At 42.2% G+C, this 14,489-nt stretch carries 15 protein-coding genes; 1 reads left to right on the plus strand and 14 read right to left on the minus strand.

The genetic code is table 11. The annotated features are described in order from the left end of the window. The first annotated feature begins 91 nt into the window (after window positions 1-91). A complete protein-coding gene (locus tag MKY16_RS17965; RefSeq protein ID WP_340956475.1) occupies window positions 92-1,123 on the plus strand; it encodes a PocR ligand-binding domain-containing protein in 1,032 nt (343 codons plus the stop codon). Window positions 1,124-1,294: 171 nt separating this feature from the next. Here the strand turns inward: MKY16_RS17965 and MKY16_RS17970 are convergent, their stop codons facing one another. From MKY16_RS17970 to MKY16_RS18035, 14 genes are all read right to left on the minus strand, one after another. Further along, entirely contained in the window at window positions 1,295-2,227 is a 933-nt protein-coding gene (locus MKY16_RS17970; RefSeq protein WP_340957590.1) for a DUF2167 domain-containing protein, read from the minus strand. 664 nt (window positions 2,228-2,891) lie between these two features. Further along, window positions 2,892-3,341: an SUKH-3 domain-containing protein gene (locus tag MKY16_RS17975; RefSeq protein ID WP_340956476.1), complete on the minus strand. Its 450-nt coding sequence runs from the start codon at window positions 3,339-3,341 to the stop codon at window positions 2,892-2,894. A gap of 250 nt (window positions 3,342-3,591) precedes the next feature. After that, window positions 3,592-4,035 carry an SUKH-3 domain-containing protein gene (locus tag MKY16_RS17980; RefSeq protein ID WP_340956478.1) on the minus strand — a complete coding sequence of 148 codons (444 nt, stop codon included), beginning with the start codon at window positions 4,033-4,035 and terminating at the stop codon, window positions 3,592-3,594. A gap of 333 nt (window positions 4,036-4,368) precedes the next feature. Then, window positions 4,369-4,839 carry an SUKH-3 domain-containing protein gene (locus MKY16_RS17985; RefSeq protein ID WP_340956480.1) on the minus strand — a complete coding sequence of 157 codons (471 nt, stop codon included), beginning with the start codon at window positions 4,837-4,839 and terminating at the stop codon, window positions 4,369-4,371. A 15-nt stretch (window positions 4,840-4,854) separates the two neighbouring features. Further along, a complete protein-coding gene (locus MKY16_RS17990) occupies window positions 4,855-5,796 on the minus strand; it encodes a hypothetical protein (RefSeq protein ID WP_340956486.1) in 942 nt (313 codons plus the stop codon). 121 nt (window positions 5,797-5,917) lie between these two features. After that, window positions 5,918-6,124 (minus strand): hypothetical protein, encoded by a 207-nt coding sequence (locus MKY16_RS17995; RefSeq protein ID WP_340956489.1) that lies wholly within the window; start codon window positions 6,122-6,124, stop codon window positions 5,918-5,920. 392 nt (window positions 6,125-6,516) lie between these two features. Continuing rightward, entirely contained in the window at window positions 6,517-7,125 is a 609-nt protein-coding gene (locus MKY16_RS18000) for a pentapeptide repeat-containing protein (RefSeq protein WP_340956491.1), read from the minus strand. Next, entirely contained in the window at window positions 7,118-7,939 is an 822-nt protein-coding gene (locus tag MKY16_RS18005) for a hypothetical protein (protein WP_340956492.1), read from the minus strand. Before MKY16_RS18005 ends, MKY16_RS18000 begins: the two co-directional genes overlap by 8 nt. Before the next feature lie 24 nt (window positions 7,940-7,963). After that, on the minus strand, window positions 7,964-10,897 hold the full coding sequence (locus MKY16_RS18010) for a hypothetical protein (protein ID WP_340956493.1): 2,934 nt from the start codon (window positions 10,895-10,897) through the stop codon (window positions 7,964-7,966). Window positions 10,898-10,913: 16 nt separating this feature from the next. Beyond that, window positions 10,914-11,306 carry a DUF4280 domain-containing protein gene (locus MKY16_RS18015; protein ID WP_340956494.1) on the minus strand — a complete coding sequence of 131 codons (393 nt, stop codon included), beginning with the start codon at window positions 11,304-11,306 and terminating at the stop codon, window positions 10,914-10,916. A 15-nt stretch (window positions 11,307-11,321) separates the two neighbouring features. Further along, on the minus strand, window positions 11,322-11,849 hold the full coding sequence (locus MKY16_RS18020; RefSeq protein WP_340956495.1) for a hypothetical protein: 528 nt from the start codon (window positions 11,847-11,849) through the stop codon (window positions 11,322-11,324). After that, on the minus strand, window positions 11,831-12,481 hold the full coding sequence (locus tag MKY16_RS18025; protein ID WP_340956496.1) for a hypothetical protein: 651 nt from the start codon (window positions 12,479-12,481) through the stop codon (window positions 11,831-11,833). The genes MKY16_RS18020 and MKY16_RS18025 overlap by 19 nt, the downstream gene beginning before the upstream one ends. Continuing rightward, the gene (locus tag MKY16_RS18030) at window positions 12,478-13,890 is read right to left on the minus strand and encodes a phage baseplate assembly protein V (RefSeq protein ID WP_340956498.1); all 1,413 of its coding nucleotides are present in this window, start codon (window positions 13,888-13,890) and stop codon (window positions 12,478-12,480) included. The genes MKY16_RS18025 and MKY16_RS18030 overlap by 4 nt, the downstream gene beginning before the upstream one ends. Next, a complete protein-coding gene (locus MKY16_RS18035) occupies window positions 13,887-14,489 on the minus strand; it encodes a hypothetical protein (protein WP_340956499.1) in 603 nt (200 codons plus the stop codon). The genes MKY16_RS18030 and MKY16_RS18035 overlap by 4 nt, the downstream gene beginning before the upstream one ends.

The following is a 14,489-nucleotide window of genomic DNA, read 5'->3' on the forward strand; positions in this document are numbered from 1 at the left end:
AATCTACAATCGTATTTTTTTGCACTAAGGATCACGAATTGTACTTTTTTGTTATCGCTTACAGGATAATTTACTATTAAGGGATGAGATCTTGATACGTGAACATTTGAGCATCCAGAAAATCTTTGATTTAAAAAAGTGGGAGCAGTTGCAGGATTCATTAGCATCCGTTACCCAATTAGCTATTCTTACCGTCGATTATAAAGGGAATCCCGTAACTAGCCACAGCCAATGCCAATCGTTCTGCAAGAAGGTTCGTCAGAATGAGAATCTCCTTCCCTACTGCCAAAAATGTGACTCTCGCGGTGGACTTGAAGCGGTACGTTCCAACAAACCTTATATTTATCTCTGTCATTATGACATCGTCGACATCGCGGTACCGATCATTATTGACGATAAGTACATTGGCGCCGTCATGGCAGGTCAGGTCCGCTTAGCCGATCCTTCGAGTGCCCTACAGCTGGAGCAAATCCTCACGTCAAAAAATGAAAAACTGTACAGTTCCAAATGGGAGGAACTTAAGAACGACTACGCCGATCTGCCCTCCATGACCTATCAGGAAATTCAGACGATCTCCAACATGTTATCCTTACTGTGTAATTATATTGTTGAAGAAGCGATGAACAAAAATCTCCTCGCAGAAATGTTCGAGAAGGCGTCGGCCACACAGTCCACTCCGCAGTTGTCCGAGATCCTTCCTGGCTACTCGCTGGAGCATATCGAAAACCTTAAGAAAGAAATGAATAATTTCTTAGCAGATGCCTATCTGAATTCCTCAGAAGATGTGGATATTCCGTGCGGAAATCCCGTACTCAAACCCGCCTTCGAATATATCTTTGAGCACAAGGGTGAAACTTTTTCTTTGAAAGCCATGGCTGACTTGTGCCACATTAGCCCAAGCTATTTTAGTCGGCTGTTTGCCAAGGAAACGGGTGAGAACTTTTCCAGCTATCTTTCCCGCTTGAAGATTAGATGGGCGAAGCAGTTGCTCGAAGCTACAGATATTCCTGTATCTCAGATCAGTAGCGAGCTCGGCTTTAATGAGCCGGGGTATTTCATCAAAATATTCAAAAAGTATGAAGGCACAACGCCCGCGGTGTACCGAAAGTATTACAAGGGATAAAACAAACGAAAAACAGATGATTCACGGGTCTAACGTCACCATGATCATCTGTTCATAATTTTCTGCCCAAGCTACATGTTCGTGTGTACTTATCAGGCTGCCTGAGATTGTGTTTTGCGCTCAATCATCATCCCCTATTTATCAGCAATTTTATAGAGTGTTTTTTTATCTTTACTGTAGTGTTTCTGACTGATCCTGGGCGTTCGTTTCATTGTGCATGGATTCCGATTTTTTCTTGCGAAATAATTTGGCAAAAAACTTGCCTATCACGCCAAACACACCTGCACAAGCAGCACCAATAAGTAGGATAACCTTAATTCCCGCGCCCTTAAAAAAAGCAATGAGTAATGCCAACAAGCCTACTTTTTTAGCTACTGCCAAGCCTGCTCCTCCCAAAATCAATCCGGTCAGGCCGTATTCGGAAATTTTGTCCGTTGAAGCATTAAAATCCTCGTACCGCTCACCTGATTTGACTATCAGCTTGGGTAATATGTTCTCATTCAAAAACTTCTTATCTGCGTCCAAATGCGCAGGATCGGACACTAATATTGCAGAGATATAACCCTGACGAGTGAGCAATCGAACATTATAATTGATCAGTTTTTCCTTGTTCCCATCCTCCGCCAGCATAGACCAGGTTAGATTATGGGTCCCTTCATTATAAAAAGGCTCGACATCCCAGCCCGTAACATACAAGCGATCACTTTCCGCTTTTTCCTTGTTACTCTCTTCCGTCCCCTTTTTATAACTATCTAGAATGGCATCTGCATCGATATCTTCTTTTTCATCATCCTTAATGTGTCCAAGTTCATCGTATTCAAAAACAACTTCCCAATTTTGATTTTCATCTTTCGGAAATATACTCCCAATCTCCTTACCAGATGGCTTATCATGATTCATCTCGCTTGCCTTTGCTGTGTTAGCTGCATCCAAGAAAAGAAGAGATGAGTCCAGTTCAACCGTAGCCATTTTTCCCAGATCTACCTTTCGGCCACCCTCAATCCATTTTAATTGTTCATTGGATGAGGCCCACGCATTACCCCCACTGAGTAACACCAGACTAAGCGCCAACAGCGCTCCAAAAATCGTTTGGCCCCATTTCATTTTGTTACTACATCTGTTATCTAGTCTCTTGTTCAAAACTCATTACCCCTTTATAAATTCCAATATCTCCCGTGTACCCAACCATATTAGCCACTGCTTCATATTTTGTCAATTCACAGTAGCAAAGGGAGTTTCCGAGACTTAATACTCATTTTTATACATATGTATGCAAATATTCTAATCTAATCGAACTGAATTAATAAAATGTGAATGAACGATTAGAAATACTCATAAAGGACAAGCACAATTGCGCAATAGCACTACTTCTCCGTTCCAGTTTCCTACTTATGAATTCCTAAACGGGGCTTATTCCTTGATGCGACAACCCCATTGACTTCTAGCTTAATTTCGAACAATCCATCTAGCATAAAAAATGTCGAATTTCATCAGATTAAGGAATGCATAATTCATCTAACAAGAGACTTTAGTCTTAGTGACTTTTCACCTGTTTTTAGACATATGTCAACTTTTTTATTTAAAAGAATGTATAGGCTTTCATAGGGTTGATTGATTAGAAATAAGCTAATTATTGAAAAAATAGCCCCTAGGTGATTTTTTAGACATAAGGGTGTCCTGTTCCACATTAGGGGCTTACTGACTGAATTTTAAGACTAATCTGGTTTAACTTTAGCACTTCATATTACAATATTTCATAAAATATTCTCTACTTATTCAATTTTTTTACTGGTAAAACTAAACAAAGAGTGTCTAATGCTTCATAAATGTGATTACCAAACTTAACTAAGCAATATCCCATTTCTCCAAAAATTTTCCCAGATTCAGAAATAAACATCATCATATTATCATCTCTCACTTGACCAATCGCAATTAATGATTCATTAACTCGCATTTCTATTTCTTCGAAATCTTCTTTTTCATAATAATCCCCATAAGCTTCCTCTGGAATTAGATGAAATGAGTCTTTGTCTCCATTAGGTTGATTAAAGCTATACTTTATCCCTCCAAATTCCCTTAAAACATCAGCTACACAAGGAAATAGTTGGTACCCTTTCGATTGCAAAAAATCTGATGTTCCCGTTATATCGGACTTCCTTCCAGGGTACCACCCTGATTCAGTTAGAATTTGTACAGTTTCTTTAGATAATTTATTCAATCATTCCCCAACCCTATGCTTATTGTAAATCGTTAATGAAATCTAAAAAGGTCTGTTGTCTAGCTGCTTGAGATTGATCACAATTACTCCTACTATCGCCATTGCTTCTCCATGTAGTTCCTTTCCACTTTTATTTTCGGCATACAGAAAAAAAGGTTATTCCCCCATTGATTCAAAATGGAATAAGCTTTAAAAGTTTATTAAAACTGAAGTTATTTATTGCTTAGTTGACTTTGTTAAACACTTAGCTTCATTCCTCACTAATTACCTTTAGCTCTTTACTCTCACATAAATTATCCATAGCTTCATATATATTATTGCCAAATTTCCAAATATAATAATCGTCCATGATACCGTATACTTTTCCTGTCTTAGACATAAACATAGTTGCATTATCGTCATATGCCAATCCGATTACAACTAGCTCTTCTCCGATTATCGTTTCATACCTGCTATAGTGCTTCCTTCCGATTCCTTCCCTTAAAAATTCAGGACCTATCTGAAAGTCATCTGATTCGTCACTAGGTACTGAATACTCTAGTCCTCCGAAATGTTCAAATGCCTCTTTAGCAGGATCAAATACTTCAAATCCTTTTTTTTCTAAAAAGTTTATTGTTGAGCTGATATCTACTTTTCTTTCAGGATACCAACCAGCATCCTTTAAAATATCAATAGTTCTTTGTGAAAAAGTCATATGTTAACCTCACCCGGTTTATTTATCATTTAAATTACCGCTACAATTTTGTTTATACTGTATATTTACTGACGACTCTCGCAGCAACACACTAAAAACCTCAGTCTATGAAAGTATTCCTTTATCCATCTTCCGTAACTTCTCTACTAAATTGTAATCGATTATTTCTCTGCTACTTCTAGCTTTTGATACGCTTTACAAAAAAAGACTTACCTCAACTCAAATTTCGAGTGGAGTAAGTCTGTGGCTAAATTATTAGCTTTTATTAATCAGTATATTCTACTTTCTTGGTAGTACGTAGGCTATTTTATATTTGATTTACAGTACTATAAATTAATCCTCAGGAAATAAATTAGGGAATTTATCCTGGTCAAGATATTCCTTGTTAAAATAAACTTCTAACATTTCATAAAAATCGAAACCTATAAAAACAATATACATAAATTCATATGAACCAGCAAAATAAAATTTATTTGAGTCTGAAATATAAATATCGAGTGTACTTCTAGGAAAGAAACCTAAAGGTGTCAATTTCTCACCAATTGTTTCTTCAAATTCTTTTAACTCTTCGAATGTTACCTCGCCTTCACTTGGATCAAGTATTAAAGACGTATAATAATTCGAGCCTTTAGATGGTAATTTCAAATTTATACCTCCAAATTCCCCCAATATATTTAATGCTAAAGGATTTGGCGTAATATTGTACTTTTTATACATCTCCTTATAAAGTGATATATCAATTTTCCTTCCTTCATACCAACCATTTTCCTTGAAGTAATTTTTAACCTTTTCGCTCTTAAACATGTTTCCCTCCATTGTTTATTTTTTCCCAAAATACAATTCAAATAAATCATCCATAGTGCCTTCAAACGGCACTATTCTTGATCTTGGTTCATACAACTCTCCACAATTATCACAAGGCGGTTTAAATTTATATAGGCTTTCTACACCTTTCTTACCCGAAACCTTATTAGAAAATGTTGAAATATGCAAATCCTCTAGATTTGATCCCTTTATCATCAGACGATTAGTTGCATTAAACTCAGCACAGTTATCTGTTGACCACGGTTCTCTACTGGGACCATGCTCTTCTAACATCTTCTTCAATTTGGGGTCCACAATCTCTTCCCCAGTTATCTTATCAATTTTACGTGATGGGTTAGGTACAGGAACTTCACCTTGTCCTTTAATTGTTTGTTTCCCCCAACCTTTCTGTCCTGATTTCCCACTAAATCCAATACTAAGACTACCTGTTCTTCTATCGACAGCAACAGAAACAGCTGAACAGTCGATTTTATTTCCAATGGCTTTCTTTAGAGCCCCACTTTGAATCTTTTTATGAACTTTAGCAAGATACTTTTTAACAAGCTCATCCGCTTCTTCTTGCGTAAACTTATAACTCGTGACCTTGTTGTAATTCTTCTGCACATCCGTCTGTGGAAGTGGTCCGCTGTCCATCTTATTAACGTGCGGAACTGGCGCTCCGTTGGCTGTGGCCAACTTCCCGGGGCTGAGGCCGTCTGCCATTTTGCTCAGCTGCTCATTGAACTTCTGCCCCAGTTTACTGCCGGCCTGCTCCAGCTTGGTTACAGCTTTGCCAAAGCCTGCCCCGACTGCATCTACACCTTTGCTGATCCATTGCGGTGTAACTTTGCTGCCTACTTTTTCCGCGAATCCGCCAATGGCCTTGCCTACTTTGGAATCCAGTACGCCTACGGTGACAAAACCCAACACTATGAGCATAAAATTCCGTTTTGTCAATGCCCGGTATATCTACTTCTGAGTAAGCAAAATTCCCATCTTCTTTTAACCTATTGGATAGCCTTCCCCTTAATTCTTTTACCTTCGATTGGTCGAGTTTACAAGGCTGGCTTGCCTTTCACTAGAGTCGTCGCCTTCGTGTTGTTCCATTTGTTCGAAAGTTCGGTGTACACGGCTTGCCTGATATTTGCTGCCCTTCCTCCGAGACGAGATAGATCGTCTCCGTGCCGCCTTCCTTGATCTGTTCGAAGGTGCGCTGCCGCTCTTGTCTGAGCGCCTGATGCGGCTGATACAGGCCTATGGACAGGAGACGGTCTCCCCCGTACATCCTCCACCTGCTGCTAGTAGAAGACATTGGACGGGCTCATTTTCCGCAGCATATTCTTCATCCCGCTCGTCAGCTTCTCCACCCATTCATTTTGCAGTTGCTGGTCCACACGGTTGAAGGTGATATTCACGGTGTCATCCGGATTTGTCAGAACGATCTCCGGCCGCTGCTCGTATTGTTTTATGAGCGTAGCAAAAAAAGCCTATCCCGAACTCGTTTTAGAGCTGGGATAGGCTTTCAGATAATTGAGTCGAAACAGCTTTAGGAAAAATATTTTTGATTACACCTTCATCAAAGATGTTATAAGGATGCCTCATTCTGCTTTTTAACTTACCATTTCCAACAGGTGTCACACTTCATATTACAATCCGTCTCCAATAAAATACATTATATTACAACTCACTTTGGATCTTTTCTAGCACCCCTTCATCAAACCTAGCCCCGATTATATTTGTACCTGCCCAAATTACATTATCCAATTTTGCATTAATAAAATTTACTCCTTCGAAATTTCCATTAGTAAGATTTGCACCACTAAGATCGACATCTCTAAAAGATGCATGCTTTGCATTGACACCTGTTAGATTTGCACTTCGAAATGTACTTCCATTAAAAATGGTGTCGTATAAGTCTCCATTTGTTAAATCAACCTGATCAAAACATGCTCTATCGCAAAAACTGATTTTAATACTAGCAAATCTCATAGTTGATTTATTGAAGTTTGCATCCCTAAAATAACAATCTGCAATATCAATACTTTCCAGATTACAGCTTCTAAAGTCAGCAGAACTAAAGTTGCAGTCTCGAAAAGACGCCCTGATAATGGAAGATGCCCTTAATTTAACACCGATAGCTATCATTCGATCAGCTATGAGTTCAGAAAGATCTGAAAAAGTAAGATCTATACCGGAAATATCCATTGATTCAATTATATTCTTTTCATGTATATGAAATGAAATTTTCGAGAGTATTTCATCTCTTTCACTTCTTTGATTAGCCATTCACTCCTCTCCTTTGTCTCGATATTTGTAAATTTTTCAAATATATTTCCCATGCTTTATTTGGATTAAATGAAACTGATCTTCTACTTTCACTAAAGTTGGGTATAGCAAATACATCGTACTGTTCCATATAATCCATTACACAAATCCAGCGATCAAGTAATTCATTAGCATCTGCCTCCCAAGGCTTAGCTACAAGATCAACTCGAATACCTCCCCAATCCGTTTCTGTCACGTTGGCAGGGATATTTAGGAATATCTCTTTATTAAATAAATCAAGTATATCTCCACTAAAATAAGTTCGAGTTCCCATTCCCAGTGGACCACACGGCCCGAAGGTAACCGGAGCAGGTTGAGAGCAAAAATTCATCCATTTGTGTAAACGATCACGTTCAGATTGCCAGGGTGTGGAAACTGGCCAAAAGCCATGAGCAATTCCGTACCGTGGCTTAATAATACTCGCAATATTTTCTGATAGTTCATAAATTTCAGGCCAGAGTTTTTTTGGGGTGTTTTTAAAATCGAAACCAAAATAAGCTCTAAAATTTGAAATTAGATCGAAGCTTCCCGAATACTCTATTGAATGTGCTCGCTGAAGGTATAGCTCTGAAAACCTTGGTTGTTGCAAAATTATCCTTTCCTTAATCTCATCACGGTCATAGTCAACTTTTATCGTTTCACTGTTTCCCCATGAAGTTGGTTTAAAATAATCTTTTGTTTCGAAAATATTTAGTATACTGTTTATTGCATCTATATCTTCTAAATCAATACTTGGAAACATGGAAATGCCAAAAATTTTCGGAAATACACTCATAATTTCAAACACCTCCATCTCAATTTATAGCTTCTCCCAATAACCTTCTCCAGTCTCTCTATCAACTACCCATTTATAAGTTATTTTACCACTAGAAGGATCGGTATAATATATCTCACTACCTTTAGCCAAAGGTGCACTTGGTCTTGGCTTGGGAGGAACACCGTGTAAATTGGGATTATCACTTGACATTGTCACTATATGACGTCCATTCTCTACACTCTTTGCCATTTCTTTTTCCGCCCGCATCTGTGGATCATTGTAAATAACTTGATCACCCTCACCTGTATGGTGCTTATGATCGTGTACTATGTCTATTTCATCATACTCATTCCGCCCAATACTATCGGGTCGCGTTACATGTCCTTCACTAGACGTAAATGTTACTACCTCATCTGCATTGTTGTCTTCTAGTTGACGTCCCAGATGTTGTTCCAGTGACTCTCTCCCGTTCTTTTCTTCTACTCTTCCACGGCTAGCATTATTTTTCAATCTTTCATTTGCAACGTCCCAATCTTCGCGGCTCCTCGGAACCCCACCACTAGCTTCTTTTGCTGCACAATAACGCTCGTATCTTAAATCGTCAGCGACCTTCCTATTCCCACGTGCTTCGGCCTCGTCAATCAACTTTCTATAATCTTGTTCAGTTTTACCCGTCCCCTCAGGCGGGTTCTCCCTTGGTTTATTCGGATTAGGAGGCGTGGTATCTATTGTATCCTCTACTCTCCTACCTCCGCCATTTCCACCTAAACTGAACAGCGGCTCGTCCCCTACTTTTCCAACAACCTTGGCTCCCATTCCCGTATCCAAGAGCCCGTAATTTTTCGGATTGATATGGCTCGACGCTCGACTGATGGCTCCGGCGATTTCACTGCCCGCTGATTTCAGCTTACTGACCGCACGACTATATCCATTCTGTACACCCTTCAGCCCTGCTGTTAACCACTCTGATCCTTTCTTTGCTCCTGCACTTAACAGTTCTGACCCTTTCTTTGCTCCTGTCTTTAACGCTCCTCCCACGGCTCCCAGCACCTTGGGGTCAAATATTCCTGCACTCACGAAGCCCGCCGCTCCGGCTATCGCCACTTCCTTCCAACTGAACTCTTTCCCCTGCAACAATTGGCTGGCTGAATTCTCGAATATCCCGATTCCTCCACCAATGCCCATCCTGCCTAGTACAGTGCCAGCTATTACTGAAGGACCAAACAACGCTCCTGACACTGCTCCTATCACGCTCTCTCTCACAGCGGTCGTGGCATAGTCCATCACATCACTGACTTCACCACTCGCATAATCCGAGACCGCTTGTCCGACCACTCCTGCCGTTCCTAGCATGACGGCCCCTACGCCTACCGCCACCATCGTGGCCGTTCCTAACGTCGCCACCGTCAACACAGCCACAGCCGCTACGGCCACTACGACTGCTAATCCTATCGCTACATTCGTCAGCAGTTTTCCCCAATCAAATGGATCCGGTTCTGGCGGTGCAGGAGGCTCCGGCGGTTTCCCCTCTTTGGGTTCGTCATCAAACGGCGGGTATGCCGTTCGATCGCTTCCTTCTGCCTTGACGTTTTCCCCCAGCAGATGGTATTCACTCTCTACCGATATCCCTGTGCTTCCTCCGGTCTGATAGGCCATCAGTTGACTATTGCATTGGAATACAATTTGTTTCGGCGTATACAGACTCAATTCCAGATCGGCCTGGATCGTCAGTTTCTTTGGGCTCTTGATCTCAATGCCGCTCGCATCATTCAGACTCAGTTGCAACGCTCCGCCCGGATCTCCCATAATATGTACTACATCCGGTCCCAGCTTCAACTCACTTCCATGCTCTGTTCCAAAATATCGGTTATTTGCATCCCCCGTCTTTTCACTACTGCCTCCGTTCGTTCGAACCGAACCAAGGATCATCGCCCGGGATCCCGAAGCATCCGGAACATACAGACTCGCCTTAGTACCCACCTTCGGCATACAATACATCGCGCTTCCTGTCGGGGGAGCAAATGGGTACCAATGCGGGTCGGAAACCCCATCGTCCTTGTCAATGGCCAGACGCAACTTGACTTCTTCTCCCCGCACATCCAGTACGTCTCCCTCCAGAGAGATACCTATCGTCTGGGGATTCGGGATCGGTTCACTCCGAATTCCATCCGGTCTGGATAGCTTATACCTGAAGACCAATTGCCCTTTGTCCATGCGAGCGCTCATTTCACTTACGATCATGTCCTTATTTCGAAACCGCACAGAATCTCCCAATACAAAAAGCTCGCCTGTCTCAATTTCATAGGTGAAAAAGTCAGTGTTATGCAGTCCCGCCGAGCTTCCACCTGCCTGCTGATACGCCCGAAGGTCCTTGCTTGCCTGATACGGTGTCCTCTCATCCACACTCCTCAAGACTCCTGTTGGTAAGCCAAAGTGCAGCTTAGCCTTCGCTGATTCCAATATATCACAGACGACTATCGTGTGTAAGCGGCTGGCCAGTCGGTTTACCAATTCCCAATCCGTCTCTTCATATTGAAGAATTGCTTCTCCTACAACGTTCTTCCCCCCGGTGTGATACAGCACGTCACTTTGTTCATAGCCCTGAATCAGTTTACCGATCAACTGCGAATAGGTCTGCTTCTCTTCTGGAAAGGAACGCTTTCTTTTTTGAACATCCAGTTGAAAGGATCCGCTTACTCCTTCTATGCCCACCGTATGGACACCGTGGCTGTGTATCACTTCCACCTTATTCACGATTCCCTTGAACAAGGTTACTTCCCGCTCGCCGTCTTGGGCGTATACATGAATGTGATCATCGGAGGAAGCTTGCAGAGCGGCATTGATTTGATGAGCTTCGTCACTCGTTCCCTTGATGATGACACGGCCATGCTCCCCAGGCTTCCAGTCGATGCTGAGATCGCTAAGGTGTTGAATCGGATATGGCGAAGCCACTCTTATCTGTTGATATCCAAACATCTTTGACACCTCCCCGCTATTCTTCTTGTTGCCCGGTAGTAGAGAACTGAATATATCCCAGATACAAGCACCTTTGATAGGAGGAGGTGATCAGTGCCGGTTTTCCTTCTACTTTCGTATTCTCTTTCGTGTTCATCCATGGTTCTAAAAGTTGAGGTTTGCAGGGCTTGCCGGATATGGTTTGTCCATTCTCTGCAATCAGGTATATGGTTTCCGTACTTGGGTTATCCGGGCTACTGCAAATTCCAAAATGAGGTACATTTTCTTCTGTGTAATCGTCCTGATTCATCATCGGTTTTTGGTTCACATAGGAACCATGACTGATTGGCAGATTGATTTTGCGAGGATGACTTCCGCACTGGCAGTTCATACAGGCTCCCCGGACAATATAATACTCACCTTCGGGCATGTTCTACCTCCCCCTCTACTCTAATAGGACTTTTTCCATCCTGATTCCCAAAAAATCACGTCGCAGAATACTCTCCGCCACATCCAGACGAACGATAATCCGCCATTTTCTCCCTTCTTGTATACGGAACACCTTCTTGTTCCGAATGGATTCCTGAAGTAAAATCATGTTCTTTAAAACACTTTGATTCTGGTTCCATTCGCTAGCCGGATGGAGGGCTTCTACCGATTCTACAAAGGGAATATGATAGTTTTTCATCTGACGATGCTTTACGTTGGCCAAAACGGTCAGTTTAAATGGGATATCGGCACAATACGCCTTCAAAAGCTTCATAAAAGCTTCTGATACTAATGGAAAAGGCCCTTCCATAAAATCCAGAAATCGGCTGTCTGGCCCTGACATCACATGGAGCATCAGCGCTTTTTCAACCAGATCGTCCGGCTGTAAATCCTGTAGCTTCCACGGATCGATTTTCTCAGTTACCTTCTGCAATACGGGCACATCCGTATATCGTGGATCCTGCTTTAGGAGAAAATAATCCATCGCTCTTCCGCCCCCTCCGCTGAGTTTGGATCCCCTGGATGTTCCCACTGACACAACGGATCACTCTCATCTCTGTACTCTCCGGCATACAAGGTAAACCCGGCTGCTTTTTTCATGGCCTGCATGACCTTGCTATCGATCAGTGTGGACACCATACTTTTCAAAAAAGCAATAGTCAGCACGTGATACTTGACAGCCTCGATTTGCTGTATTTGCTCCAGATCCATGGTCGTAATCTTGCGGACATAAGCGCCTTTTACCGTTTCCCACTCCGTCATCCGGTTCAGCAACGGTTGAAACACAAAGTCGGCTGACCACATGGCTGAGCATTCGACCAAATCCAGGAACCAATTCTGGTCATAGGCATCTATGCGATATTGTACCTTCCCAGCCATGATGCTGGTTCGCAGCAAGGAAATGTACATGTAGCGAATATCCCCTTTATTTCCTTCCTGCTGCTGAGATGCTGCCTTAAGGCACACCGTTTCCACCGCACGCAGCAGTTCCTCTTGTATCTCTTCCCCGTGCTTTTGATAGTAATCTTCAATAAAGGGAATATCGCCTGTCCATGCTTCCAGCACATATTTTCCCAAAAAATCCTGCAAGGCAGCGTCCCGATCCATGAGCTTCATTCAATGTGTACCTTACCACCTGTTAAGGTGATATCATTCACAATATCAAGCGTCGCACCCGCCTGTTTGAATTGAATACCTTCTTTACCTTCAATGAGTATTTTGGTTTCACCCTTAATCTCGATATCGTCATCAGCCTTCATGGTAATTTTTTTATCACTTTTGATTTCAATACCGCCTTCATCCGTAAGGCGCATCAGCATTTTTCCGCTGTTGATAATCTCTACCGCACCCGGCTTGAAAACAACCTGCTTTCCATATTTGGTGCTGATGCTTTTAATGGAAGGATCGCTTCGTTTGACCGGATCAGAGGATGCCAGATCCACGGAACTGGCGGCAAACGCATGCTGCTCTCGTTCATCGGGGAAATACAGGCGTATTTGATCCCCCACTTCCGGCATCACATACCAACCGCTTCCATCCGGAGAAGAATATACAGTGGAATAAGAGAACCACTTTGCACCTGACGCAGAGGAGCCTCGATCAATTTCTAGTTTTATTTTCACCTGATCCTTGGAAATGTCACTCACTGTACCGAACAGCGATGCCCCAGACAAGTCATATGCAAACGTAGTAGGACATTTCATCCCCTCTGAATCCCGCAGCACATAACGGCTTACGATCACGTTCCCATCAAGGACGGTTTCAACACGGGCGATATATAGCTTTCGCTTTTGGAAGATCACTTCGCTGGCCAGTTCCAGTACTTTGTAGCTGGTAACTTCATAACTCAAGCTGTTGTGCTCACTTAGTTCTGGTAATCCATTTTCTGATTTCAGCTTGTGTTCTTTCAAATCTTTTTGAATCCTGTAGTTGTGTTCATCTAAATGCTGTGGCTCTCCCATGTCCGGTATCCCGACTACGTATTTCAATCCTTGCTGCATGGAGATCGGCACCAGGGATGCGTGTAACCGCGAAGCAACCCGCTTCATAAAGCCCCAGTCGGTTTCATGATATTGAACCAGCAACTCGCCAACGGAAGCGCCTTGAGAAGCTTCATCTATCATTTCTGCACGAGCATACGCACCTGTGACATGCAAAAATAGCTGCTTGTAAGATTGCCCCGTATTCTGAAAGGAACGGCGCTTTTTTTGAATATCCATCCGAAAGGTAGAGCTTACCGCTTGAATCGTTAATTCTCTGACACCATTCACGGCTTTTACCGAAATATCCGTAACAACTCCTTGAAATAACCTGACATTCCGCTCTGCATTTTTCAAAAAAACTTCAATCTGCTCGTCCTCATCGGCTCCTTCAACATATTTATCCAGCTTTTCTTCAGCAATGATGCCTCGAATAGAAAATTTCACATGCTCATTTAATTGTTTAATCAAATGCATATCCAAAATATGTTCAAACTGATAGGGGGCTACCTTAATATCTGCGGAAGTATAGACAAGATTACTCATTCGGATGTTTCCTCTCCTTCCTCGGGGGTTATCGTATGAATGGATCGGATGATCTGCAATACAATGTCGCGCCACTCTGTATACTGTTTATAAGGACAGTTAAAGCTCCCCATAACCGTCTCGCCAGACAATTCAAAGTAAAACATCATGTGGTACGCGGGTTCATCCAAAGCAGGACTTTTAAAATCGAAATAGCCAATCCGCTTTCCATTAATCGACTCGACTTGCTCATCGTAAAACACATTGGCTGGACTCATCTTTTTCAACATCGCCTTCATTCCTGAAGTCAACCGTTCTACCCATTCATCCTGCAATTTCTGATCTACGCGATTTAACGTAATATTCACACTGCCCGGTTGATTGGTTAAAACAATTTCCGGGCGCTGCTCATGAGGATATTTAATCTTTTGCATAGTTATGGACATCGGTTCAAATGTTTTCGGGATGTGCAGCTTTAGCATGTCAGAAAAAAAGAAACGTTCAGCAAATTCATAATCCTGATCCCCGATCCTAACAGGTCCCGTAAGAATATTCCGTGGTTTGTTCAACTTCTCGGCTTCATTGATCAAGGCCAAAATCTTTTCATCCTCATATTTCAC

The sequence above is a fragment of the Paenibacillus sp. FSL L8-0641 genome, from assembly GCF_038006265.1.
GTDB classification, from domain to species: Bacteria; Bacillota; Bacilli; order Paenibacillales; family Paenibacillaceae; genus Paenibacillus; species Paenibacillus polymyxa_D.